Here is a 22062-nt window from a genome sequence, read left to right on the forward strand (position 1 = left end):
TTTGTCGTAGCGAAGATAAACTCTGTTGGGAAATCTTACCTGATTACCGGGGTAAAACCGCTTACGACACGCAAACTCGCGCGGCTACTGAGATATCTGAAATCGGGGAATTACCGGATACGCTCACCTTCAAAAAACCACCCACTGATTTTGACAAGTGGAACGGTAAAGAATGGGTAGTAGATAAAGACCTTCTCAAATCGCATCAGATTGATGAGGCCAAGCAACAGCAAGCAGCACTGTTACGACAGGCAAATGAAACACTCTCATTGCTGCAAGACTCTGTTGACTTGGAAGTCGCGACAGACTCAGAGAAAGCTGCTTTGCTTGAATGGAAGAAGTACAGAGTATTACTCACTCGTGTAGATGTGAATCAAGCACCTGATGTGCAGTGGCCGCCAGTGCCGAAGTAAAAACAAAGCCGGGTGACCGGCTTTATATGCCTCACTGACAGTATCGACACTAGCACAGCTATGGGAAGGTTCTTCTTTCATATGATGAGTGCTTTGGCTGAAATGGAGCGGGAATTGATAGTTGAAAGGACAAATGCAGGATTGTCCGCAGCTAGAGCAAATGGAAGAATTGGAGGAAGACCAGTGTCATTTTCATCTGTTGAACAACAACAAGCTATAAGACTACTAGTTAAAGGTCACACACGTAAACAGCTATCACTGATTTATAATACGTCACTGTCTACTGTGTATAAGTATTTGCCTGTTAGAAATTGATGGGACGCATTTGGGACGTGAAAGTTTTCATACGTATTCGATGTTTTGCTAACTTTTGCGAAATGGTGCGTTGTGAGCTGCGGTTTTCGCTGTATCTAGTTGTTTTAAAACGTAGTTCTATACACTCTTAATCAATTGGTCCGGGGTTCGAACCCCCGACAACCCACCAGCTAAATCAGTCAGTTATAATTAACTTCCTTTATTTCATTTCTAATTTGGGACATATTTGGGGCAAGCTTACCGAATATTGTATCTATTTTTTGTATGCTCCGTTAAATGAAACTGTTAAGACCGGGTACTATTCTACCCCGGTCTTTTTCCAAGCCTGTTATGATAGTGATGTTGATAGGATGGATTAAAGGCGCTGGCTTTTTACACAATAGAAAAACTAGGTTCTGTAAATCTCCAATAGTGGTTAACATAAATGTTGAAATTTCTGAATAAATCACCAAGGCTATAAATCATATAAGATAATTAACCTTGGTGATAATATAATCTTTTTATTGATTAAATTAGAAACGATAGCCGACGCTTATATTAAAGCCATTGGTGGAAATTTTATATTTATCTACACCGTCTTTGATATCAAATCGGCTGCCTTCATAACCGACTGTAACTGATGTATTTGTTGTTGGGTTTACAATAAATCCGGCTCCCCAGCCTAAGGCATTTTCATTTGTCTTTCCATTTGCATCAGTACCGCTATAGGATAATTTCAGGTTTATTCTGGATAATCCTACCTGACTGTATAAACTAATATAATCATTAATTCTATAAGTTGGGCCAGTCATTAAAGAATAATACTTAGTATCAATTTTTGGGCGATCTATTGTTTCTGCATCATCTCCTTTAGCAAAGGTAAATGATGATAACACTCCCCATTGATAATCCAATTCATATCGGTAACCGAATGTCGCGCCATTTAGCGCTTTAACGTCTTGTGGTTTCACATAGGCATACCCGATAGAAGCTGTATGTTGTTCAGCTTGAGCAGGTAAAGTTATTGCAAATACAGAAAAAATAGCGCCACAGTTTAGTAAAAATTTTTGCATTTAATTGCACTCTATATAATTTCGAAGTAAACTAATTTATAACTATTCAAATGACTTGCTTAATAATAGCTATAATAAATATCATAATTTGGGTCACGCGTATATATTTTTTGATAAAATTTAGATTTTATACACGATTAACTAACTATTATTATTACTTTCTCTTGGTGGATAGCAGTAGATAAGGATGACTTTAATTATCATAAATAATTTCTTTATTGTTTTAATATTCATCGGCGGATTCGACTAATAAGTGCAATTTTTCAAAAAAACGTCAATTTATATTCTCTATTCTAATAATAAACAATGAAGTTAAATGCAAATTACTTGTTGTAAGCAGAAAAATAATGTGGTCTATTTTTATATAAATTAGATAATGAATGGTTGAGGAACATCAAAAGGAGATTAATTGTTTATAGATTAAAAGTGTTGAGATGGTTTTTGAACTAAATATTTTTCCATTGGATTAAATGCAGTCAATTTGTTTCTATATAAATTAAATAGTTACATTGTTTTCTTAACTACATAGATGTGATTTATATCTATAAAGTGTTAATGTACATTGGTTTTAATAAAAAAATTGTGTTTTATTTTTATGGCCTATCCATGGCCATGATACACATTTTAATTAATATTTTCATCATCATTATTAAATAAAATGAGGTCTAAGATAATAATAGAAACAGGGACTTTTTCTAGTGTTCTTAATGAATTTCTCATAATGTACTCTCCTTTATCCTAACTTTTTTTCCTGAAATTTTCGTCATTTTTTACGTAATAAAAAGAATCTAAGATAATCCCTGCAATTCTTAGTATATTTTCTGGGTGATCGAAGAAAATACGGGAACCATCACATTCCAAACCTGCGCGAGAGACCTCATTAAGTAAAACATCAGTGAGCTCAATAGGAAGTTGGATACATGAACGGTTTTTTTTATCATAGTATCTTAATATCCAGCGATTTGTTTTTCCTCGATAAAGGATGCTGAAATATGATTCTGTATCTTTTGACTGTAATTCCTGATCTTCGCCTAATATAGATATAACTTTGTCAAAAAGAGCTAATTCATTTTTCGTAGTCACTATATTGGGATTGTTTGGATCAACAATATCTGTAATTTCATCAACCGGATTAGCGTCTTTTTCTAATTCACCACTAACAGTAGTATCGTCTAAAGGTATATGTTTATTAGAAAGACCAGATACTACCATTGCACTAACTGATTTTTCCACTGCTTGTTTAACCAAAGGTGTTATTAATTCAATAAAGCGCTGGTTAAGCTGACGTTCCACATTAGATCTACTTGCAACATAACGAACGAATTCAGTATCAACATCTCGTAAACTTGAACTTATTGTTTTAGTAAATGCTGATAAATAAACACTTTCTTCTGCCAAGGTTCTTAATGCTTCTGGTTTGAACTTATCATGCCTAAAACGAAATAATTGATTGGCATCTGCGTCACTTATTTCATCCATTCTAATACGTAAAAATGGGGTAGTATCCATAACATTTTTTTGTTTCAAGTCGGTAAAAAAACGCCATTCGACACCATTTGTTATAGCTGAAATAGTTACTTCGGGTGTTGAATTAAAATACCTGGCAAGCTGTGGGCAATGGTTTTCTATTTTTTCTCTATATGATTTAGCTTCAATAAACATTACAGGGACGCCTTGGCAAAACAAGGCATAGTCAACTCGTTCATTTGCTTTCGCACCAGGAAAGTCAGCCCCATATTCAGCTTTTACTTTTTGTGGATCATAAGGGTTAAATCCAATAATATCTAAGAATGGTAAAATCAATGCTTGTTTTGTCGTTTCTTCCGTAGTGCAATGTTCACCTACTTTTTTTACATGTTCAACATGAGAACGTAACTTAGATTTGAAATTTTCCATTAATAACCCCTTGTTTTTTCATTAATAATCAATAACAGACTGTCAAAATACCTGACCAATAATTTTAACTTTGCCAATATCAGCCATTTCGTCAGCTAAAAATATTAAACATTTTGTAAATTTCTTCAATCATTTCACTGGTTGATTAAGTAAAAGAGGAGATAATTACATTAACATGAAAAACAGAAGTATATCTCTAAAATGACTGTTATAGTTGATGTTGGGAAATAAAAATATCTAGAAAAAATCAGGTAATTAATTTTCTGGTGATGCTTTGATGTAGATGATTAAATCAATGTTATGTTGATTTTGTCGTTGGTAAACAGATAAATCTATTCTTATCTGAATGCAAATAATGTGACTTATATCTACATTAATAACGTGTTAATGCGTACTGAATTGAATGAAAAATAGTCTGACATGGCAGTTTGTAGGGAAACAATTCTTGCGGGGATATTTATATGTTTGTTTCATGGCTGTCACACGCTGCATCGGAAAATGTGAAAACGCAAAAGCTAATCGTTAGCAGGACAATCGCCTCCTTTCCTCTTTGTCTTGAAGGATGGGGTTACTTGGAGGCAGACTGATGATGGGTTATGTTTTTATTCGTTTATAGTTGATTTCAACCATTGAATAAATGCATTGACTTTCTCATTCTGTTGTTGAGGTAGGGTACAGGTATAGTAATACTGTTTACATAGCACTTCGGTGTCGGGAAAGGGCGCGACTAATTCGTTATTTTCAATTTTTTCCCAAATCATATTCTTTCTTCCCATTGCAACACCCGCGTGGTGCATTGCAGCGACGGCAGCTAAGTCAGAGCGATCGAAGACGATACACTTTTGTGATGGATCCAGTGTAATATCAAAGTGTTCTGTCCAGGTATCCCATTCTTTGGTATCAGAATCGTAGCTCCATGCTTGTTTATCATGCAATAGTGTACAATATTGCAGATTATCGATATTTCCCATCAGATTATGCTTTTCTGCATATTGTGGACTACAGACTGGAGTAATGTATTCACTCATTAAATATTGATGTGATAGCTCATTGGACATAATATCATCAAAGTAAATCGCAAGATCGATACCATAGCCGCGGAAATTCACATTTTCGTTACCGACCAGAATATTCAGATTAATGGACGGATATAGTTGATTAAAATCAGCCAATTTGGGAACTAACCAGCATTGAGTAAAAGTAGGACGGGAGTAAATAGTCAGATTACCCGATAACTCTTGATTTTTTATTTCCAGAATTTCCTGATTCAAATGCTCCAGAGTCGATTTAATTGTCCAAAATAAACGCTTTCCTTCACAAGTTAATTCAATCTTTCTGTGAAAACGTTGGAAAAGTTTAAACCCCAGCTCTTGTTCCAGTGAACTGATTCGATGGCTGACTGCACTGGCACTGATAGCTAGCTCATCAGCAGCCAGAGCAAAAGAGCAGTGACGGGCCGCTATCTCAAATGTATGCAGTTTTGATAACTGGTTTCCATTGAGTAGCTTATTTACAACCATGAAATTATCATCTGTGTACATATTTATAATGTTTCTGTTTTATCGACGACGGGGTAATGCAACCGTATCATTAAGGTGGCATGTTTCAGATAGTTTTAGTGATTTAAATCTCAAATAAAGTGAAAACTTTGATCAATATCACTGAATTGACTCAATCTGGTTCATGCATGACTATGTATTAATCATTTGTCAAAAATGGAATATTCATATTCAATAGTAAAAAAGCGTGTAACAGACAGAGGTCAACTGTGGGGAATGATTAAGTGGATTCACAACCTTGGGTGATAGGTACGTTACTCACAAGTATTGTGTTAATTGTATTTACGATAATTAAATTAAAAATTCACCCCTTTTTGGCGCTATTGTTGGCAAGTTTTTATGTCGGTGCATTAATGGGAATGAACCCTGTTGAGATGGTGAGTGCTATTGAGGGAGGGGTTGGTGGTACGCTGGGTTTTTTGGCGGTGGTGATTGGTCTGGGGACCATTCTTGGTAAGATGATGGAGATATCCGGTGCCGCAGAGCGCATTGGTATCACATTGCAAAAATGCCGATGGTTTTCACCAGATATCATTATGGTACTGATTGGTCTGGTGTGTGGTATTACGTTGTTTGTTGAAGTGGGGGTAGTATTGTTAATCCCACTGGCGTTTTCTATTGCCAGGAAAACCAACACGTCACTGTTGAAATTAGCGATCCCATTGTGTGTGGCATTGATGGCGGTTCACTGTATTGTTCCTCCACATCCGGCCGCATTGTTTGTGACAAATAAACTGGGTGCGGATATTGGTTCAGTCATTGTTTATGGGCTGATAGTTGCTCTGTTTGCTGCTTTGATTAGTGGCTCATTATTTCAGAAATTTCTCGGTAGCCGTCTGCCTTTTAAATCGGTTCCGGCTGAATTTTCTAAAATTAAAGTTCACAAGGAAGAGGATTTACCCTCTTTAGGCATGACATTGTTTACTGTGTTATTGCCAATTGGCTTGATGTTGATTAAAACGGCTGCCGAATTAAATATGGAAAAAGGCACCACGTTTTATACGGTGTTGGAATTTATCGGCAACCCTATTACAGCCATGTTTATTGCCGCGTTTGTTGCCTATTATACTTTAGGCATCAGGCAAAATGTGGGCATGAGTACATTGTTGACGAAGACGGAAGATTGTTTCGCCTCTATTGCTAATATCTTATTGATTATCGGTGCAGGCGGAGCATTTAATAGCATTCTGAAAGCAAGTGGGCTTAGTGATACGCTGGCCGTTATTTTGTCGGGCCTGGATATGCATCCAATTCTTTTATCTTGGTTGGTTGCTATTATTTTGCATGCAGCGGTTGGTTCAGCAACTGTAGCAATGATGGGCGCAACAGCGATTGTTTCACCAATATTGCCGTTATATCCGGATATCAGCCCTGAAATTATTGCGTTAGCTATTGGTTCCGGGGCTATCGGCTGTACTATTGTAACTGATTCGCTGTTTTGGTTGGTTAAGCAGTATTGTGGCGCAACGCTCAGTGAAACTTTTAAATACTATACAACCGCAACATTTATTGCATCTATTGTTGCGTTGGCTGGGACATTTCTCCTTTCTACTATCGTGTAATGAGAGGGAATAATAGCTCAGTCTTGAAAAATAAGAATAAGAAGTGCGAATGTGTCAGTACCAGGGAAGCCTATAAAATAGGCAGCTTTAGAGCTAAAATAATAAAAAATAAACAGTAACGTAGTAATCAAAACAAGGGGAAGATAAAATATAAATAAATTGTGATGTTTTGGTGTTTTATAGAAAATCGTAGTAAACATAACATATTGAATATAATAAGAATTCTAATAATTAAAAAAGTAAGAGTTGTTTTTTTATATACCAGGGAAACACCAATCTTGGGTTAACACATAAATGAAAAGTACTGAGATTCAACAATTACTAAATGAATATCCGTTAGTAAAAAATTTAATCGAATTGGAGGAAATCTTCTGGTTTAACCCTTGTAACACCACTTTTAAAGAGGGATTACCTTTCGTGGGTTTGGATGCTAATGATGTCGGGGATGCTGAAGCACGCCTGAATCGTTTTGCACCTTATTTATGTAAAGCTTTCCCAGAAACGGAAGCCACACATGGCATTATTGAATCAGAGATAGTCGCTATTCCTACGATGCAGAAAACACTAGAGCAACATTATGGTGTAAATATCGCAGGAAAAGTTTTGCTCAAAAAAGACAGCCACTTGCCCATTTCTGGTTCGATTAAAGCCCGTGGTGGAATTTATGAAGTATTAACTCACGCGGAAAAATTAGCATTACAGGCTGGTTTGCTTTCTGAAAACGATGATTACAGCAAACTGTTTTCAGAAGAGTTTCGGCAGTTTTTTAATCAATACAGCATTGCTGTAGGTTCTACCGGTAATTTGGGGCTATCCATTGGTATTATCAGTGTGAAGTTAGGCTTTAACGTCAGCGTACACATGTCTGCCAATGCCCGTGAATGGAAGAAGCAAAAGCTACGTTCACATGGGGTTAATGTTGTGGAATATAAACAAGATTATGGGGTGGCGGTGGCCCAGGGCCGTAAAGAAGCGGAATTTAATCCTGACTGTTTCTTTATCGACGATGAAAACTCTCAAACATTGTTTCTGGGGTATTCTGTAGCGGGTGCACGGGTAAAAACGCAGCTTGAGCAAATGAATATGGTAGTTGATGAAGATCATCCCTTATTCGTTTACCTGCCATGTGGCGTTGGTGGTGGTCCTGGTGGTGTCGCGTTCGGATTGAAGCTGGCTTTTGGTGATCATGTGCACTGCATTTTTGCTGAACCTACCCATTCTCCCTGTATGTTGTTGGGGGTATATACCGGTCTGCACGACAATATTTGTGTACAGGATATTGGTATCGACAATATTACTGCTGCTGATGGTCTTGCGGTAGGAAGGGCTTCCGGCTTTGTTGGGCGCGCTATGGAACGCTTACTGGATGGTTTTTATACCGTTCATGATCAGGAAATGTATAATCTGTTGGGCTTACTTAATCGTGATGAGGGTATCCGGTTGGAGCCTTCGGCGTTAGTTGGGATGGTTGGCCCTTCTCGTGTTAGCGGAAACTTTGATTACCTGAATAGTAGAAACCTTTCGGTGGACAAAATGAAACAGGCTACACATCTGGTTTGGGCAACCGGCGGTGGTATGGTGCCTGATGATGAGATGGCAAAATATTTGGATGCAGCCGAAATCTAATCGTAAATAATTTAAAAGTACCCGATTTGTATCATGAGTGTGATTCATTGGTGAATCGGGTCTTCCAATCTATATATTGCATGGCTTTTTGTATCATGGGAATTGATATAGAGAAATTGTAATCAATGATTGCATAATGCAACAAAATGTTGCATTTTATGCGTATGCGCTTCATATCGCATGTAGTACAAAATCCCAGAGGAGCACGCTATGGCTATCAGTATACGTTTAGATAATGATTTCGTGAATGATGTCAAGATTTACGCAGAAGCTTCAAGTAGAAGTGTACCTAAGCAAATAGAGCATTGGGCTAAGATTGGGCGCATTGCTGAGGATAACCCCGATTTGCCGTACTCTTTTATTCTTGATTCTTTACTGGCAAAAAGCGAAGTCAACAGTGGTAAGGTATCGCGTTATGTCAGAAGGACAAAAAGATCCAAAGATTGATGTTTACGAAACAAGGCGTTTCTCTAAGGCATTATCTAAGTTATCTGAAAATCTTCTTACGATAGTAGAAGATGAGATTGATAGAATAATTGATAACCCTGAAATCGGTGAACAGAAGAAAGGCGATTTAAGTTTCCTTCGAGTTCATAAATTTCAGTTAAATAACCAGTTAACATTGCTTGGCTATTGTTGGATTGAAGGGAAAATAGAGTTGTACCTGCTGAACTTTGGCCCTCATGAAAATTTCTATCAGGAACAAAAGCGACACAGAAAAGCTGATTTAAAATTCATTGGATAGGGGCTCTATCCATTAAAGAAAGCTTCAAGGCTGCGTATTACGTGGCCTTTTTTATGTCACTCCCCTCTTGTTTAATGTAACTGTGTAAGTTACATTAATTCACATTGGCGGATCCCCTCGTTGCTGAAGGTTTGAGAATGAAGACATTCCCTGACCGATGTTGTTTGCTGTTGGTATACCTGGTTATGTATCGATTGATGATGTGTAACGAAGAGCATTTATTTAGTCCATATGAGAGAAAAAAATATGCCTACACTTTTTGACCCAATTCGCATTGGTGATCTCGACTTGCCGAATCGTATCATTATGGCTCCTCTGACACGTAACCGTGCCGTGGGAGAAGGACGTATTCCCAATGCTCTGATGGCGGAATACTATGTTCAGCGCGTATCTGCTGGTTTGATTATCAGTGAAGCAACTTCAGTAACGCCACAGGGCGTGGGTTACGCTGATACTCCTGGCATTTGGTCAGACGAACAAGTTGCGGGGTGGCGGTTAGTTACGGATGCGGTACATGCTGCCGGTGGGCGTATTTTTATGCAGCTTTGGCATGTGGGGCGGGTATCGGATCCCATTTTCCTTAATGGGGAACGGCCAGTGGCTCCAAGCGCGATTGCAATTGATGGTCATGTCAGCTTATTACGCCCAAAACGCCCTTTTGTGGTTCCGCGGGCTCTGGAATCTGATGAAATTCCTGGCATTGTTGAGATGTTCAGACGTGGAGCGGAAAATGCGAAAATAGCAGGATTTGATGGCGTGGAAATACATGGTGCCAATGGCTATTTGCTCGATCAATTTTTGCAAGATAATGCTAATCTGCGTACAGATCAGTACGGAGGTTCAGTAGAAAACCGGGCCCGGTTGCTGCTTGAAGTAACAGATGCTTGCATTTCAGTCTGGGGAGCATCTCGTGTTGGTATGCATTTATCACCACGCGGTGGTTATTACGCCATGGCGGATTCCAATCCTATGGTGACTTTCGGATACGTCGCGCGTGAACTGGGTAAACGTGGAATTGCTTTCATTTTTTCGCGTGATCCTGTTGTTGACGGTGATTTGGGCAAGATGATAAAAGAAGCCTTTGGGTCAACCTATATTGCCAATGAGGAACTGACAAGAGAGAGTGCCGCGCAAGCCCTTGCTGACGGCAGGGCTGATGCGGTGGCTTTCGGTCATTTGTTCATCTCTAACCCGGACTTACCTCACCGGCTTTTAGTTGAAGCGCCATTTAACGAACAACAACTGGAAACCTTTATGGTTCCTGGGCCCGTAGGCTATATCGATTATCCTGTGCTTACCTAGGTAAGGGGATATCTTACCCGCAATGGATAGCCTAAGATGAAAGATGTTCGGGTTATTTTCCAGGGATGTAAATTAAAAATTTTATAGAATTTTTACTGAACATCCCAGAATATCAGGTCGGCTCGTTTTACCAGAGTCGGCCCTATTATCAACGTGGGGTAATTTGAAGGAGAAGTATCAATGTCAGATTCATTAAATATATCTATTGTTCGTCGTTTTTACGATTCTATGGGTGATGTCGATATTCTTCGCCAGATCATGGGGAATGACGTTGTTTGGGATATTACTGAGGGCTCTCGATATAGTGGGGTTTATGAAGGAATTGAAGATATATTGAATAATTTTTTTGTGCCACTTTTTAACGATACTGATGAATTCGTTGCAGATGGCTCTGAATATTTCGAGTCAGGTGATCATGTCATTGTGTTGGGTAATTACTTGGGACGAATAAAGAAAGGCAAACGATTTATTTCTCGTTTCGTCCACATATGGACAGTGCGGGATGGGCGATTAATTAAATTACAGCAGGTTGCCGATACTCTCCAGATTGAACGTGCCCATACAGATCGTATCTAACCTGATATATCAAGCTCGTTACACGAGCTAAACCAGATAATGATATGTGGTAACAGATCGGGAGGAGCAGGAATGTTAATCAGACAGATTGACATTCTGAGTTTCACTATTTACTCTGCGGCGAAATTAGTGACATATCATATAACTTTTTTCTTATTTTCTGCTATTCTCAATGACATCCTTAAGATATACAGGGTTTTCCAGTGCCGACATCTACCCGTTTTGCCGTGGCTATTCATATTCTCACTGATATTGCGCTTCATCATGGTCAAGCTGTACGCTCCGAAGACATCGCAAAAAGTGTGAATACTAACCCGACTGTCGTTCGCCGGCTTCTGGGTGCTCTTGCCGAGGCCGGGTTGACCTATTCGCAAATGGGTCAGGGTGGGGGAGCGTTACTGGCCCGGCCACCGGAGCAGGTCTCATTACTGGATGTTTATCGTACAGTTGAAGACCCATTATATTTCACGTTGCACCGTTCCAAACCCAATCCCAAATGTTATATCGGACACAATATTACTCCGGTTTTGGAAGATGAGTTCTCGCGTATTACCTGTGTATTGGAAGCTACCCTGGCTGAAACGACAATTGCTGACATAGTCAATCGGGTTGAAGACTGCGCGGGTTTTCCTTTTAAGCCACATGATCTAAATTGTCAGCAGAGTGACTGCTCCCCGCCGTAAAAAATGGCGAGGCTTCCCACTTCTCAGGCCGCAACCGTCTTTATGACGGATTTACACTGGCCTCCGTGGGCAGAAACGACGAGTCCCGCCGCCTGTAATGCTGTTATGCCCTTGCTCTGGATGTTGAGCGCCGCATTGATATCGCGGTCATGTTCGACTCGGCAGAAAGGGCATGACCAGATCCGCTTATGCAGCGGCATTTCCGGCACTTTGTGACCGCAACAATGACAGGTTTTCGAACTGGCGAACCACTGATCCAGTTTCACCAGGTGGACCCCCGCTGCTGCGGCTTTGTATTCCAATTTCATCAGGAAACTATTCCAGCCCGCATCCTCGATAGCGCGGGCAAGGTGGTGATTCTTCATCATGTTGGCCGATTTCAGCGTCTCAACAATTATCGCTTGGTTTTCGTCAACCATTGTCCGAGAGAGTTTGTGTTGAAAATCGGCGCGGGCATTGGCTACCCGCTCATGGACTGCCGCCAGACGTAATCGGGCCTTGCCGCGGTTAGCACTGCCCTTTTGTTTGCGGGACAGCGATTTCTGCTTTCGACGCAGGTTACGGGTGGCGTTGATAAGGTGACGCGGGTTATTGACCTTCTCCCCATTCGACTCAATAAGATAGTGGGACAAACCCATATCGCAACCGGTCACGCGGGTGATAACGCCCGGCTTTTCCCGCGCCTCTTTTCCATCGTCACACAGGATAGCGGCGAAATATTTTCCCGTGGCGGTTCGGGACAGCGTAATGCTCTTCACCTCACCTTCAATTTTTCTGTGTATGCACGCTTCTATCGGTGACAATTTCGGGATCTTCACTGCGCCCTCCAGCACTTTCACCCCAACACAATGGTAGCTGGATTGCCTGCCCTGTTTGCGTTTGAACGTGGGAAATTGGGCGCGCAACTTCGGATTGAAGAAATTATCAAATGCGGTATGCAGATTGATCACCGCCTGCTGTAACGCGATGGCGTCATATGTCTTGAGCCAGGCATACTTGCGGGATTTCTTCGCGACCGCCAGTAACGGTTTGAGGTCTTTGCGCGGATTTAAACTCACGCCGTGACGTTTGTAAGCCTGCTTTTTAATGTGCAGCGCCTTGTTGTATGCAAAACGGACCGCACCGAACTGGCCGTTAAGATACTCTGCCTGTTCGGGTGTGGGGTAGATGCGGACTTTGGTCGCTCTTAACATGTTCAGCGCTCATTGATAAAGTGCATTCATTTTAGCCTGTTTTACCGGCAGATATCAATTCAGTCAGGAGACGTCGGAGTCGCCAGCCCTAAAGCCCTCTGGGTTTTTCGCCTGATATCCCCGTCCGCACTGGACGAGGGTTTACGGCGGTTTTTGCTAAATAATTAGCGCTTTTATAGGCTTTTGTGGCAGTTTGTGACATCTTCCTGGGATTTTTAACTCCGTTAAGCACTTTGTCTTGGCTCAAACTTATACGAAAACAGGTGATATTGATTATTTTGATATTCTGGCTCATCTTCATCCTGTTTATTAAGCAGTTTTACCAGCCATTTTCCTGTGTCCTTTCCTATTTTGGGGTAGTCAATACGGATTGATGTCAGTGTTGGTTGTGTGTGATCGCAGTTATCAGAGCCTTCCAGGCAGGCAACAGCCAGATCAGCCGGTATTTTAAGCAGACGACGCTGACATTCAAACATCACTCCTAAGGCAATCACTTCATGGCTGCAAATCACGCCTTCCAATTCCGGTTGACGTAATAACATTTCAGCGATTGCCTGACAACCAAATTGCATACTGGCAGTATCTGGCGTAGTGATATTTTGGTCTGCGTTCTGATAGTGATGTAGCATGGCTTTATTCCAGCCATTAATTTGCTGATTTTGCAAACGATTATCCATCTGTGCGCCAATATAACCAATATGCTTGCGGCCATTATTCAGCATATGTTCAGTCAGGGTATAAACTGCTGCGGAAAAATCCGTTTCTATATTGATCGTTGTCTGTTGTTGATGAGATCCCGCGACATTAATAATCGGGATATTGATATGAGAAATGTTGTTATAGGTTTTATCTGCCAGTTGAGAACCGAAGATAACCAATGCAGCTGCGTTGCTTTGCAGCAATGTCATGATAATTTCGGCTTCTTTATTACGGTTATATTCATGACATCCGAGTAAAACCTGGAAGGAATGTTTATTCAGCACCTGTTGCAGGGATTGTATAAATGTGGCGCTGGCTCTGTCTGTCAGAGATGGAACAAGAACCGCGATAATATTGCTTTGGCCTGAGGCAAGTACGCCGGCAGCGCCATTGGGGATATAGCCTAATTCCTGTATGGCCCGTTCGATTTTTTCCCGTAATTTATCCGATACCATTTCTGGTGTTCTCAATGCGCGAGAAACCGTCATTGAACCGACACCGGCATACTTAGCAACATCTTGTAATGTTACTCGCCCTGTATTACGGCGTTTTCGTGTCTTTTCCATCAATATTTTTCTTTTTTTAACTAACGGCTATGAATTTGACGGTGGGATTCTACCTTATCTCAGGCAAGTCGTGGGAAAAAAACCATGACGTGTTTTTCATATTCAGGTAAATCGATCAGATAACAAATGATAGCGCTATCACAATAATGAGTTGCAATGATAGATAGCGCTACCATTTGTGACTAATATCACTGGGTAGAGAACAGGGGATAGAAAGCGGAATATAATTTCAGGAGAGGCCGATGCTAAAAACTTTACTTACCAGTGATGTAGTCCAAATTATCTCTGACGCTGAAGACTGGCGCGAAGCTATTGCTATTGCTTGCCAGCCTCTGGTGGAGAATCATTCAATCTCACTCCGTTATATTGATGCTATTTATTGCTCTCATGAGGCCATTGGGCCTTATTACGTTGTCGGACCGGGAATTGCCATGCCACATGCCAGACCGGAGGAAGGTGTCAATAAGCTGTCCTTAGCATTAACCGTTATTAGTAAAGGTGTTGAGTTTGGTTCTGAAGAAAATGATCCGGTCAAACTGTTGATTGTCTTGGCAGCGATTGACAGCAATAGCCATATTGAAGTGATTTCTCAACTTGCTGCACTATTTGATAATCAACAAGATACCGGGTTGCTGATGGAGGCTAAAAGTAAAGAAGAGATTCTTGCTGTTATTAACAAATATTAATTCACTATTTTTTTCTATGGGAAAACAGTATGAAAATTACAGTCGTTTGTGGAAATGGGCTAGGTACCAGCCTGATGATGGAAATGAGCATTAAAAGTATTCTGAAAGAGATGGGGATAGATGCCAGCGTTGATCATGTTGATCTGGGTTCAGCAAAAGCAACTCAAAGCGATATTTTTGTTGGTACAAAAGATATTGCAGAACAACTGGTTGCTCAGGCAGTCGATGGCAAAATTGTTGCGCTGGACAATATGGTAGATAAAGCTGCAATGAAAGCGCGTCTGTCCATGGCATTAGCCGAACTTGGTGCATTGTAACCGGAGGCTGTCATGGAATTCTTCCATTTTCTGATGAGTGATGTATTGTCAGAGCCTGCGATTTTAGTGGGATTTATCGCACTTATTGGTCTGGTCGCGCAAAAAAAGCCGGTGACTGAATGTATCAAAGGTACCATAAAAACCATTATGGGTTTTGTGATCCTGGGGGCCGGGGCCGGATTAATCGTCTCTTCATTGGGGGACTTTGCTGCAATTTTCCAACATGCTTTTGGTATTCAGGGGGTAGTACCAAACAACGAAGCAATTGTTTCCATTGCGCAGAAAAGTTTTGGCAAAGAAATGGCAATGATTATGTTCTTTGCTATGGTGATCAACATCTTGATTGCCCGTTTTACCCCGTGGAAATTCATCTTCCTGACAGGGCATCACACACTGTTTATGTCCATGATGGTCGCAGTCATTCTGGCAACCGCAGGGATCAACGGAACTATGCTGGTGGTTATTGGTTCTGTGGTTGTTGGGGTTGCTATGGTTTTCTTTCCGGCGATCGCCCATCGGTATATGAAGAAAGTGACAGGTTCTGACGACGTTGCCATTGGGCATTTTTCCACGCTCTCTTATGTTTTGTCCGGTTTTATTGGCAGTAAACTGGGTAACAAAGAGCACTCAACGGAAGAGATGAATGTACCGAAAAGCTTATTGTTCCTGCGTGATACACCGGTTGCTATCTCTTTCACGATGGCAATTATTTTCATGGTCACTTGCTTGTTTGCCGGTGGTGATTTTGTGAGAGAAGTCAGTGGTGGAAGAAATAGGTTCATGTTCTCGCTAATGCAATCCATTACCTTTGCCGCAGGTGTATATATCATATTGCAAGGTGTGAGAATGGTGATTGCAGAAATCGTCCCCGCGTTTAAAGGAATTTCTGACAAACTGGTTCCGAATGCTAAACCTGCTTTGGATTGTCCGGTTGTATTCCCTTACGCGCCTAATGCGGTATTAGTTGGTTTCCTGAGTAGTTTTATTGCCGGTATCATCGGTATGTTTATACTGTATATATTGGGTATGACGGTAATTATTCCCGGTGTTGTACCACATTTCTTCGTTGGCGCTGCGGCTGGGGTTTTCGGTAATGCGACGGGTGGCCGCAGAGGGGCTATTCTCGGTGCTTTTGCACAGGGCTTGCTGATAACTTTTCTGCCTGTATTCCTGTTACCTGTTCTGGGGGATATTGGTATTGCTAACACGACATTCAGTGACGCTGACTTTGGTGCATTGGGAATTCTGTTGGGCGTTATTGTTCGTTGATTGGAACATCTGGAGTTTGGGGTTGAAACAGGGTTATGGGAGCCCTGTCTCGATCTCTATTACCAAAATATTAATGCAAACCATTCGACCATAATAAGCTTCAATCAGTGCTCATGCTGGTCTCGTGGTTTCTTAATTTTCTAAAAGCCTTTAGCAAAGGAGACGAAAATATTCATAAAAATGATGATTTAGCTTTGTATCAAGCCCTTTATTTTGATTTATCAAATTGTTTTCCATATATCAGTTTAGGAGAAAATTTAAGCGGAACGAAGATTAATTAAACAGGTCAGAGAGAAATACGTAATAATGAAATCGTGATTATTTATAGCAAAATATGGCCTATAGATTGAAGGTATTTTGGGGGGATATAAAGATCATAACCATTCTCTTTGCAAAATGTTCTTAATTCAATAGCTGAGTTAACCGATAGTTTCTCATAGATACTTTCGAAATATTTTTCCACAGTGCGATATGAAATTTTTATTTCGTCAGCAATATATTTATTGCTGACGCCACGGCAGAATAAAAAAATTATTACCCATTCTTTCTCTTTCAAAATATTGTTTGGTGGCTGAAATCTAATCGATACAGGAATATCATTCTCCATATAATGAGACACGGTAAAGTTATGTATTTCTCTGGCGTGAGAAATTACGCCAATACACTGATTATTTTCATCCATTAATGGGTATTTATTACAGAAATAGGATGTAAATTGTTCGTTTTTGTTTGGAGCATAAGTGGTAAGAGATGATATTCGCTGCATATACTGTAAGACCTTACGATCATGTTCCTCAAAAAAGTGAGTAAATTTATTAACTGGTGTTAGTAATTCTTTATCGGTATATCCGATAACATTAAAGTTTTCAGGTAAATTATTGACTTTAATAAACATTGCATTTGCATAAATAAAGCGGAATTCCTTATCTTTTACAAACCACGGTTCTAAACTTTTATCCCACATATTAGTTAACTGAGGAGTAATAAAAGGGACTTTTTTACATCCTGATTGACTCATATTTGACCTTTATAACATTATTACCTTATAAAAATTTGAATAAATAGACGACATTTATAAGTAAGACAATAAAAACCTTTTTGGTGCATAGAGATCAAAACTATTTAGCCGGCAATATTCCTCCAGTTGTGAATCTGAACTAACTTTAAATTTATTATAAATATTTCTTATGTATCCATCTATGGTTTTATCAGCAATATTAAGTAATTGGCTGATTTTCTTTCTGCTGTATTTTTGCAGAAAAAGGAAGACTACCTCCCATTCTCGTTCAGTAAGGAGGTAAGTCGGTGATTGAAACATAATAGAAGCGGGTAGTTTGTTATGGAATAGCCGAGTGAGTGAGTTATCCTGAATTTTCCAAGCATGGAAAAGGATGCCGATACATTTGTTTTCATTATCATAGAGTGGAAATTTTTCCTGGAAATAAGATGATAAAATTTTATTTTTTCCAAATACATGTGTTTCTAATGATAAAACACTCTCTTCATTTGCCATTACTTTCAAGTCATGTTTAATAAAATCTTCAGAAAATTCATTGCCTTTCCAGGGAATGTCACTATCATATTTACCTTCATAGTCATAAGTGGTATTGATATTTTGAAGTTTAATTAATGCATCATTACCATAGAGAAAACAGGAAGATTTATCTTTTATTCCCCACGGTTCGTTGCTGGTTTCCACGGTGTTTATTATTTGTGACGAAATAGTCGAAATTTTTCTAGTCATATCTGTTTTTATATAATATTCTGATTTAGGAAAACATAATGCTTTCTTGTTGCAAAAATCTTTCTGGTACATAGAGATGAAAATCATTAAGGCGACAATATTCTTCCAGTTGTCGGTCGGAATTTACTCCAATTTTACGATAAATATTTGATATATGAATTTCAAGGGTACGATAGGAAATATTCAGTATTTGTTCGATTTGTTGGCTGGAATATTTTTGTAGAAACAGGAAAATAATATCCCATTCATGTTGAGTAAAAATTTCAGATGGTGCTTGAAACATAACGGATTCTGGTAATTTTCCATAAAACAGATGTGTTAGAGAAAAATCTTTTACTTTACCTGCATGAAATAGAGTTCCAATACAACTTCCTGAATCATTATAGAAAGGGTATAATTCAAATAAATATGAACAAAGAATTTGACCTTTACCAAAAGGATGGGTCTCCAGTGAGTATACCTTTTGCTCCAGTTCTTCTGCTTTGCGATCATGTGATTGAAAGTCAGCTTCAAATTCTGCTGTTGGTGCAGGAAGCTCTCTATCATATTTTCCTTCAATATTATAATTATGAGGTAAATTAAGGAGATCACAATAGGCTTTATTGGCATATATAAAGCACGATGTCTTATCTCTAATACCCCATGGATCGTTGCTTATTTCCATCGTATTTATCATTTGTTGGGGAATAGCTATTTTATTGGTATTTTCCATCATCAAATCCTATTTATATAATTAATAATAAGTTTATAATTCTTTGCTTCCGAAAGATATAAATCTTTCAGGAACATAAAGATTAAATTTATTCTCTTTGCAGAAATCTTTTAATTCTATCTGTTGTGATAGATTAAATTTTTGGTAAATTGATTGAATGCAATCAACAACATATTCTGTACTCAGCATTAATTTTTCACTGATGCTTTCTTCATCTAATGAGCGAAGGGTCAGAAAAAGAACTTCCCATTCAGTTTGCGTCAATAAATCATTAGGTGGTGTGAACTCCAGTGTTGCTGGAGGGGTTTTTTCATAATAATAAGAAGCAGAAAAATTTTGAGTTTTGTACATATGAAAAGTGATACCGATACAACGACCATGATCATCGCAAAGCGGATATTTATCACAAATATAGATTTGCTTAGTTTTATCTTCTCCAAATGGATGGGTCTCCATTGAAGTTACTTTTTGCATAGTTTGAATAACTTTTTGATCCTGACGGTAATATTCTTCTTCATATTCTGCAATAGGCGAGGGTAATTCGGCTGTGGAAAGCCCGGTAATATCAAAATTTTCAGGCAAGTTGAGTAGTTGGTAAAAGGCAGGATTGGCATAGATAAATTTTGACTGGCAATCTTTAGCTCCCCAAGGTTCATTACTTCTTTCCCACATGCAAATTAATTGCGGAGTGATATTATTTTTATTGTTTATTATATTTGACATGGCAACTCCTTAATTATCATTTAAGTAATTATCTGAAGAGTTTTTAATGATTCCACTTAAAATAACCTGATTATATAATATATTGCAACAGTTAATTCGTAAAAAAAATAATATTTTTTATTTTTACCTATATGTGTTAGTTAAATGATTTATTATTTGATGTAAAAATATCTCTAGATGGTGAATGTAACTATAAATACTATTTACCATTGGAATTATTTAAATTTTTTTATATGATTTTAATCTAATACTTAACATCCTTATGTTTATTTTCCTATTTTTCTTGTTTGCCGCGATCATCTGGTGTGGTTTTAACTAACTTGAATATAATAGTCATCATTGGTGTTGTTCTGACGGAAAAAACTAATGTCAGGTTGCTCTATACTGAGATGGCGGATCAGGAGATCAATTGTTCGGTTTGCTGAAATCAACACTGGACCGTATGAAGATTTACCGGGGTTTTGCAACACATCAATGATTCTTTTCACTAACTTATTCCTTGGCATGGATACTATTAGACAGATTAAGAATAGCCGTATGGGAAGATAAAATCATATCTATATTATTGTTTTAAATAAAAAATAACAAAATGAACAACATGTGATCTTTAAACGTGTGAGTACACTCGCAAATCATATTTTTGTATAAATAATTAGCTGAAAAGGGGAATAATGAGTCATAATGCATGGGTTTTTAAAGGTACCACTTGGCAGTGAAGGGCATTATTATGGCGACATGGGTAAAATTGAACGACGATTTAAAAAATCGAATTTCGTATCTGGATGGTGTACTGCATCGTTTGGCACAAAGGAACATGTGTTAGTGTGACCAGCCAGTCATTTTGTTGCCCGCCGGATTTCTCCGGCAGAAAAATAGAGAGATGGAACGTTTATCGACAGCTGGCATACATTATTACATCAACATCCTTCCTTGTGATTTGAACCAAAAATCAATCTGGCACAGATCCTTTTGTTAAAATGGTTGTTGAGCCTATCGCAGTGATTTTTGTTGATATTTTAAGCCGGCATGGCTCATTTGTTGAGGGATGGTTAATTGAATCACTATTTTTCTTTTTATTGTGTGATGGTAAGAATAGGGGAGGGCTACCGGAGAGCAGACATTGAAAACTTATCTATTACACAGCTTGAACATGGATCAGGCACAGCAAAAGCAATTTCGTTCAGTCATCTGCCGCCATCCTGGCGCAGATTTAATTACTATGGGGGATTTAGGGTTGGTTCCGGGTCTTAATCAGTTACAGATAACGCAGTGTGTTCAATGCGTTAAAGCAAAGAATATTTGGGATAGACCATAATGGGTCAACGAAAACATCTGACGCAACGCGAAGTGGAAAGTATGCTGGAAGTAGCAAAAGAGAGCTCTAATCGGGAGCGCGACTATTGTCTGGTATATATGAGTTTTGTTCATGGCTTACGTGTTAGTGAAGCTAGGTATCTACGGTTATCCGATCTGGATTTGGAAGATGGAAGTTTGTACATCCGGCGTTTGAAAGGTGGATTTTGTACAAATCATCCTCTTTTAGGCTATGAAATTCGGGCGATCAAGGCTTGGCTCAAAGTGCGTAAAACCTTTCAGGGTGCGGATAGCGATTGGTTATTTTTGTCACGTTACGGGAACCCGTTGACTCGCCAGCGCATTTATCAAATTATTAGCCAGTTAGGGCAACGGGCTAATATTTCTATAGGTTCGCACCCGCATATGTTGCGGCATGCCTGCGGTTTTGCTCTTGCAGATAGGGGGGTGGATACTCGGCTGATACAAGATTATCTTGGACACAGTAATATTCGCCACACAGTGCGGTATACCGCCAGTAATGCAGAGCGCTTTCACGGCGTCTGGAGTGTAAAAAGAAACCGGAGTCGGGAATTACACTTCGATTATGTCCCAAGGGCTTCTGCCTGTTCAGTTGAATAAGTGGCTCTGATGTATGCGCCTGTTTAGGCGCATACATAAAAGCAATATTAATTAATGAGGAACAGTATTTGAAGTCAATTGAATTATCGCTTCATTTATGGTTCATTCCCGTGGATGAGGAGAACATACTACTGGGATCTCCCGTAAATCAGTAATATGGCCTTGATGATGTTATTTTATGTATCGAAATTACTCATCGATATGACTTCCTTCTTTTAACATTGCAATGGCACGTAGCCAGACATCATGTGTTGAAAGAACAACCCGGCTTCTCCGGCTAAAATTGATGAATGCTTACATCAAAGAAATAAAGTAAAAATCCTATTCCCAGTCTTGAAATACAACTCACACAGAAAGTTGAATATTGAGAAAGGGAAAGAAACGAAAGCTAATCAGTTAACCCCTGTTGATAATGATAAACGGCATCTGGCGATATAACAGAACTTAGATAATCATTATTAAACAATTATCAGATAGCAAGGTTTTTTT

23 protein-coding genes and 1 pseudogene are annotated in these 22062 nt (G+C 39.1%); 14 read left to right on the forward strand and 10 right to left on the reverse strand.

Annotated features, from left to right (window positions below; genetic code table 11):
• Both C5471_RS04990 and C5471_RS04995 read left to right on the forward strand, forming a co-directional pair.
• Positions 1 to 413 (forward strand): tail fiber assembly protein (locus C5471_RS04990; RefSeq protein WP_166295680.1); only part of this gene is annotated, 413 nt, incomplete at its 5' end.
• A gap of 21 nt (positions 414 to 434) precedes the next feature.
• A pseudogene (locus C5471_RS04995) lies at positions 435 to 728 on the forward strand (recombinase family protein); the annotation flags it as partial.
• 512 nt (positions 729 to 1240) lie between these two features.
• On the opposite strand, the gene C5471_RS05000 reads toward C5471_RS04995, so the two are convergent.
• The 3 genes from C5471_RS05000 to dsdC all read right to left on the reverse strand — a co-directional run bounded on the left by C5471_RS05000 (position 1241) and on the right by dsdC (position 5217).
• A complete protein-coding gene (locus tag C5471_RS05000) occupies positions 1241 to 1780 on the reverse strand; it encodes an Ail/Lom family outer membrane beta-barrel protein (protein WP_133815801.1) in 540 nt (179 codons plus the stop codon).
• Between the two features lie 738 nt (positions 1781 to 2518).
• Positions 2519 to 3676, reverse strand: coding sequence for a type I restriction endonuclease (locus tag C5471_RS05005; protein WP_133815800.1), 1158 nt, complete (start codon positions 3674 to 3676; stop codon positions 2519 to 2521).
• A 602-nt stretch (positions 3677 to 4278) separates the two neighbouring features.
• Positions 4279 to 5217 carry a DNA-binding transcriptional regulator DsdC gene (gene dsdC, locus C5471_RS05010; protein ID WP_166295683.1) on the reverse strand — a complete coding sequence of 313 codons (939 nt, stop codon included), beginning with the start codon at positions 5215 to 5217 and terminating at the stop codon, positions 4279 to 4281.
• Positions 5218 to 5459: 242 nt separating this feature from the next.
• Between dsdC and dsdX the strand changes: the two genes are divergently transcribed.
• From dsdX to C5471_RS05045, 7 genes are all read left to right on the forward strand, one after another.
• Complete coding sequence (gene dsdX / locus C5471_RS05015; RefSeq protein ID WP_133815799.1) at positions 5460 to 6797, forward strand: D-serine transporter DsdX; 1338 nt, start codon at positions 5460 to 5462, stop codon at positions 6795 to 6797.
• Positions 6798 to 7091: 294 nt separating this feature from the next.
• Positions 7092 to 8423 carry a D-serine ammonia-lyase gene (locus C5471_RS05020; RefSeq protein ID WP_133815798.1) on the forward strand — a complete coding sequence of 444 codons (1332 nt, stop codon included), beginning with the start codon at positions 7092 to 7094 and terminating at the stop codon, positions 8421 to 8423.
• 210 nt (positions 8424 to 8633) lie between these two features.
• The gene (locus C5471_RS05025) at positions 8634 to 8870 is read left to right on the forward strand and encodes a TA system antitoxin ParD family protein (RefSeq protein ID WP_133815797.1); all 237 of its coding nucleotides are present in this window, start codon (positions 8634 to 8636) and stop codon (positions 8868 to 8870) included.
• Positions 8839 to 9168, forward strand: a complete 330-nt coding sequence (locus C5471_RS05030; protein WP_133815796.1) for a type II toxin-antitoxin system RelE/ParE family toxin — start codon at positions 8839 to 8841, stop codon at positions 9166 to 9168. The genes C5471_RS05025 and C5471_RS05030 overlap by 32 nt, the downstream gene beginning before the upstream one ends.
• A 246-nt stretch (positions 9169 to 9414) precedes the next feature.
• On the forward strand, positions 9415 to 10470 hold the full coding sequence (locus C5471_RS05035) for an alkene reductase (protein ID WP_133815795.1): 1056 nt from the start codon (positions 9415 to 9417) through the stop codon (positions 10468 to 10470).
• A 180-nt stretch (positions 10471 to 10650) separates the two neighbouring features.
• Positions 10651 to 11046, forward strand: coding sequence for a nuclear transport factor 2 family protein (locus tag C5471_RS05040; protein WP_133815794.1), 396 nt, complete (start codon positions 10651 to 10653; stop codon positions 11044 to 11046).
• A 203-nt stretch (positions 11047 to 11249) separates the two neighbouring features.
• Positions 11250 to 11729 (forward strand): Rrf2 family transcriptional regulator, encoded by a 480-nt coding sequence (locus C5471_RS05045; RefSeq protein ID WP_021325935.1) that lies wholly within the window; start codon positions 11250 to 11252, stop codon positions 11727 to 11729.
• Between the two features lie 23 nt (positions 11730 to 11752).
• Here C5471_RS05045 and C5471_RS05050 read toward each other — a convergent pair whose 3' ends face one another.
• Positions 11753 to 12922 carry an RNA-guided endonuclease InsQ/TnpB family protein gene (locus tag C5471_RS05050; RefSeq protein ID WP_133815793.1) on the reverse strand — a complete coding sequence of 390 codons (1170 nt, stop codon included), beginning with the start codon at positions 12920 to 12922 and terminating at the stop codon, positions 11753 to 11755.
• A gap of 224 nt (positions 12923 to 13146) precedes the next feature.
• Positions 13147 to 14187: a LacI family DNA-binding transcriptional regulator gene (locus C5471_RS05055; RefSeq protein WP_133815792.1), complete on the reverse strand. Its 1041-nt coding sequence runs from the start codon at positions 14185 to 14187 to the stop codon at positions 13147 to 13149.
• 242 nt (positions 14188 to 14429) lie between these two features.
• Between C5471_RS05055 and C5471_RS05060 the strand changes: the two genes are divergently transcribed.
• The 3 genes from C5471_RS05060 to C5471_RS05070 are packed head-to-tail and all read left to right on the forward strand — an operon-like array spanning position 14430 to position 16459.
• Positions 14430 to 14873, forward strand: a complete 444-nt coding sequence (locus tag C5471_RS05060) for a PTS sugar transporter subunit IIA (protein ID WP_133815791.1) — start codon at positions 14430 to 14432, stop codon at positions 14871 to 14873.
• Between the two features lie 29 nt (positions 14874 to 14902).
• Complete coding sequence (locus tag C5471_RS05065; protein ID WP_133815790.1) at positions 14903 to 15190, forward strand: PTS sugar transporter subunit IIB; 288 nt, start codon at positions 14903 to 14905, stop codon at positions 15188 to 15190.
• A gap of 12 nt (positions 15191 to 15202) precedes the next feature.
• Positions 15203 to 16459: a PTS ascorbate transporter subunit IIC gene (locus C5471_RS05070; protein WP_133815789.1), complete on the forward strand. Its 1257-nt coding sequence runs from the start codon at positions 15203 to 15205 to the stop codon at positions 16457 to 16459.
• A gap of 322 nt (positions 16460 to 16781) precedes the next feature.
• Here C5471_RS05070 and C5471_RS05075 read toward each other — a convergent pair whose 3' ends face one another.
• The 5 genes from C5471_RS05075 to C5471_RS05095 all read right to left on the reverse strand — a co-directional run bounded on the left by C5471_RS05075 (position 16782) and on the right by C5471_RS05095 (position 20126).
• Entirely contained in the window at positions 16782 to 17477 is a 696-nt protein-coding gene (locus C5471_RS05075; protein WP_133815788.1) for a helix-turn-helix transcriptional regulator, read from the reverse strand.
• A 54-nt stretch (positions 17478 to 17531) separates the two neighbouring features.
• Positions 17532 to 18275 carry a helix-turn-helix transcriptional regulator gene (locus tag C5471_RS05080; protein ID WP_339959191.1) on the reverse strand — a complete coding sequence of 248 codons (744 nt, stop codon included), beginning with the start codon at positions 18273 to 18275 and terminating at the stop codon, positions 17532 to 17534.
• Positions 18229 to 18918 (reverse strand): helix-turn-helix transcriptional regulator, encoded by a 690-nt coding sequence (locus C5471_RS05085; protein WP_339959192.1) that lies wholly within the window; start codon positions 18916 to 18918, stop codon positions 18229 to 18231. Before C5471_RS05085 ends, C5471_RS05080 begins: the two co-directional genes overlap by 47 nt.
• Positions 18919 to 18948: 30 nt before the next feature.
• Entirely contained in the window at positions 18949 to 19638 is a 690-nt protein-coding gene (locus tag C5471_RS05090) for a PAS domain-containing protein (RefSeq protein ID WP_133815786.1), read from the reverse strand.
• Positions 19639 to 19949: 311 nt separating this feature from the next.
• Complete coding sequence (locus C5471_RS05095; protein WP_166295686.1) at positions 19950 to 20126, reverse strand: hypothetical protein; 177 nt, start codon at positions 20124 to 20126, stop codon at positions 19950 to 19952.
• A 632-nt stretch (positions 20127 to 20758) separates the two neighbouring features.
• Here C5471_RS05095 and C5471_RS05100 point away from each other — a divergent pair.
• Both C5471_RS05100 and C5471_RS05105 read left to right on the forward strand, forming a co-directional pair.
• Positions 20759 to 20953, forward strand: a complete 195-nt coding sequence (locus tag C5471_RS05100) for a hypothetical protein (protein ID WP_133815785.1) — start codon at positions 20759 to 20761, stop codon at positions 20951 to 20953.
• Complete coding sequence (locus C5471_RS05105; protein WP_133815784.1) at positions 20953 to 21573, forward strand: tyrosine-type DNA invertase; 621 nt, start codon at positions 20953 to 20955, stop codon at positions 21571 to 21573. The genes C5471_RS05100 and C5471_RS05105 overlap by 1 nt, the downstream gene beginning before the upstream one ends.
• The last annotated feature ends 489 nt before the right edge of the window (positions 21574 to 22062 follow it).

It is taken from the genome of Photorhabdus tasmaniensis, from assembly GCF_011189505.1.
Taxonomy (GTDB): Bacteria; Pseudomonadota; Gammaproteobacteria; order Enterobacterales; family Enterobacteriaceae; genus Photorhabdus; species Photorhabdus tasmaniensis.

Excerpts from the sequence above, each read along its gene's own strand:
- C5471_RS05065 (WP_133815790.1), top strand. The coding sequence starts at position 14,903 with ATGAAAATTACAGTCGTTTGTGGAAATGGGCTAGGTACCAGCCTGATG.
- C5471_RS05060 (WP_133815791.1), top strand. The coding sequence starts at position 14,430 with ATGCTAAAAACTTTACTTACCAGTGATGTAGTCCAAATTATCTCTGAC.
- C5471_RS05035 (WP_133815795.1), top strand. The coding sequence starts at position 9,415 with ATGCCTACACTTTTTGACCCAATTCGCATTGGTGATCTCGACTTGCCG.
- C5471_RS05030 (WP_133815796.1), top strand. The coding sequence starts at position 8,839 with ATGTCAGAAGGACAAAAAGATCCAAAGATTGATGTTTACGAAACAAGG.
- C5471_RS05000 (WP_133815801.1), bottom strand. The coding sequence starts at position 1,780 with ATGCAAAAATTTTTACTAAACTGTGGCGCTATTTTTTCTGTATTTGCA.
- C5471_RS05050 (WP_133815793.1), bottom strand. The coding sequence starts at position 12,922 with ATGTTAAGAGCGACCAAAGTCCGCATCTACCCCACACCCGAACAGGCA.
- C5471_RS05005 (WP_133815800.1), bottom strand. The coding sequence starts at position 3,676 with ATGGAAAATTTCAAATCTAAGTTACGTTCTCATGTTGAACATGTAAAA.
- C5471_RS05020 (WP_133815798.1), top strand. The coding sequence starts at position 7,092 with ATGAAAAGTACTGAGATTCAACAATTACTAAATGAATATCCGTTAGTA.
- C5471_RS05070 (WP_133815789.1), top strand. The coding sequence starts at position 15,203 with ATGGAATTCTTCCATTTTCTGATGAGTGATGTATTGTCAGAGCCTGCG.
- C5471_RS05090 (WP_133815786.1), bottom strand. The coding sequence starts at position 19,638 with ATGTCAAATATAATAAACAATAAAAATAATATCACTCCGCAATTAATT.
- C5471_RS05075 (WP_133815788.1), bottom strand. The coding sequence starts at position 17,477 with ATGAGTCAATCAGGATGTAAAAAAGTCCCTTTTATTACTCCTCAGTTA.
- C5471_RS05025 (WP_133815797.1), top strand. The coding sequence starts at position 8,634 with ATGGCTATCAGTATACGTTTAGATAATGATTTCGTGAATGATGTCAAG.
- C5471_RS05040 (WP_133815794.1), top strand. The coding sequence starts at position 10,651 with ATGTCAGATTCATTAAATATATCTATTGTTCGTCGTTTTTACGATTCT.
- C5471_RS05055 (WP_133815792.1), bottom strand. The coding sequence starts at position 14,187 with ATGGAAAAGACACGAAAACGCCGTAATACAGGGCGAGTAACATTACAA.
- C5471_RS05085 (WP_339959192.1), bottom strand. The coding sequence starts at position 18,918 with ATGATGGAAAATACCAATAAAATAGCTATTCCCCAACAAATGATAAAT.
- C5471_RS05105 (WP_133815784.1), top strand. The coding sequence starts at position 20,953 with ATGGGTCAACGAAAACATCTGACGCAACGCGAAGTGGAAAGTATGCTG.
- C5471_RS05080 (WP_339959191.1), bottom strand. The coding sequence starts at position 18,275 with ATGTACCAGAAAGATTTTTGCAACAAGAAAGCATTATGTTTTCCTAAA.
- dsdC (WP_166295683.1), bottom strand. The coding sequence starts at position 5,217 with ATGTACACAGATGATAATTTCATGGTTGTAAATAAGCTACTCAATGGA.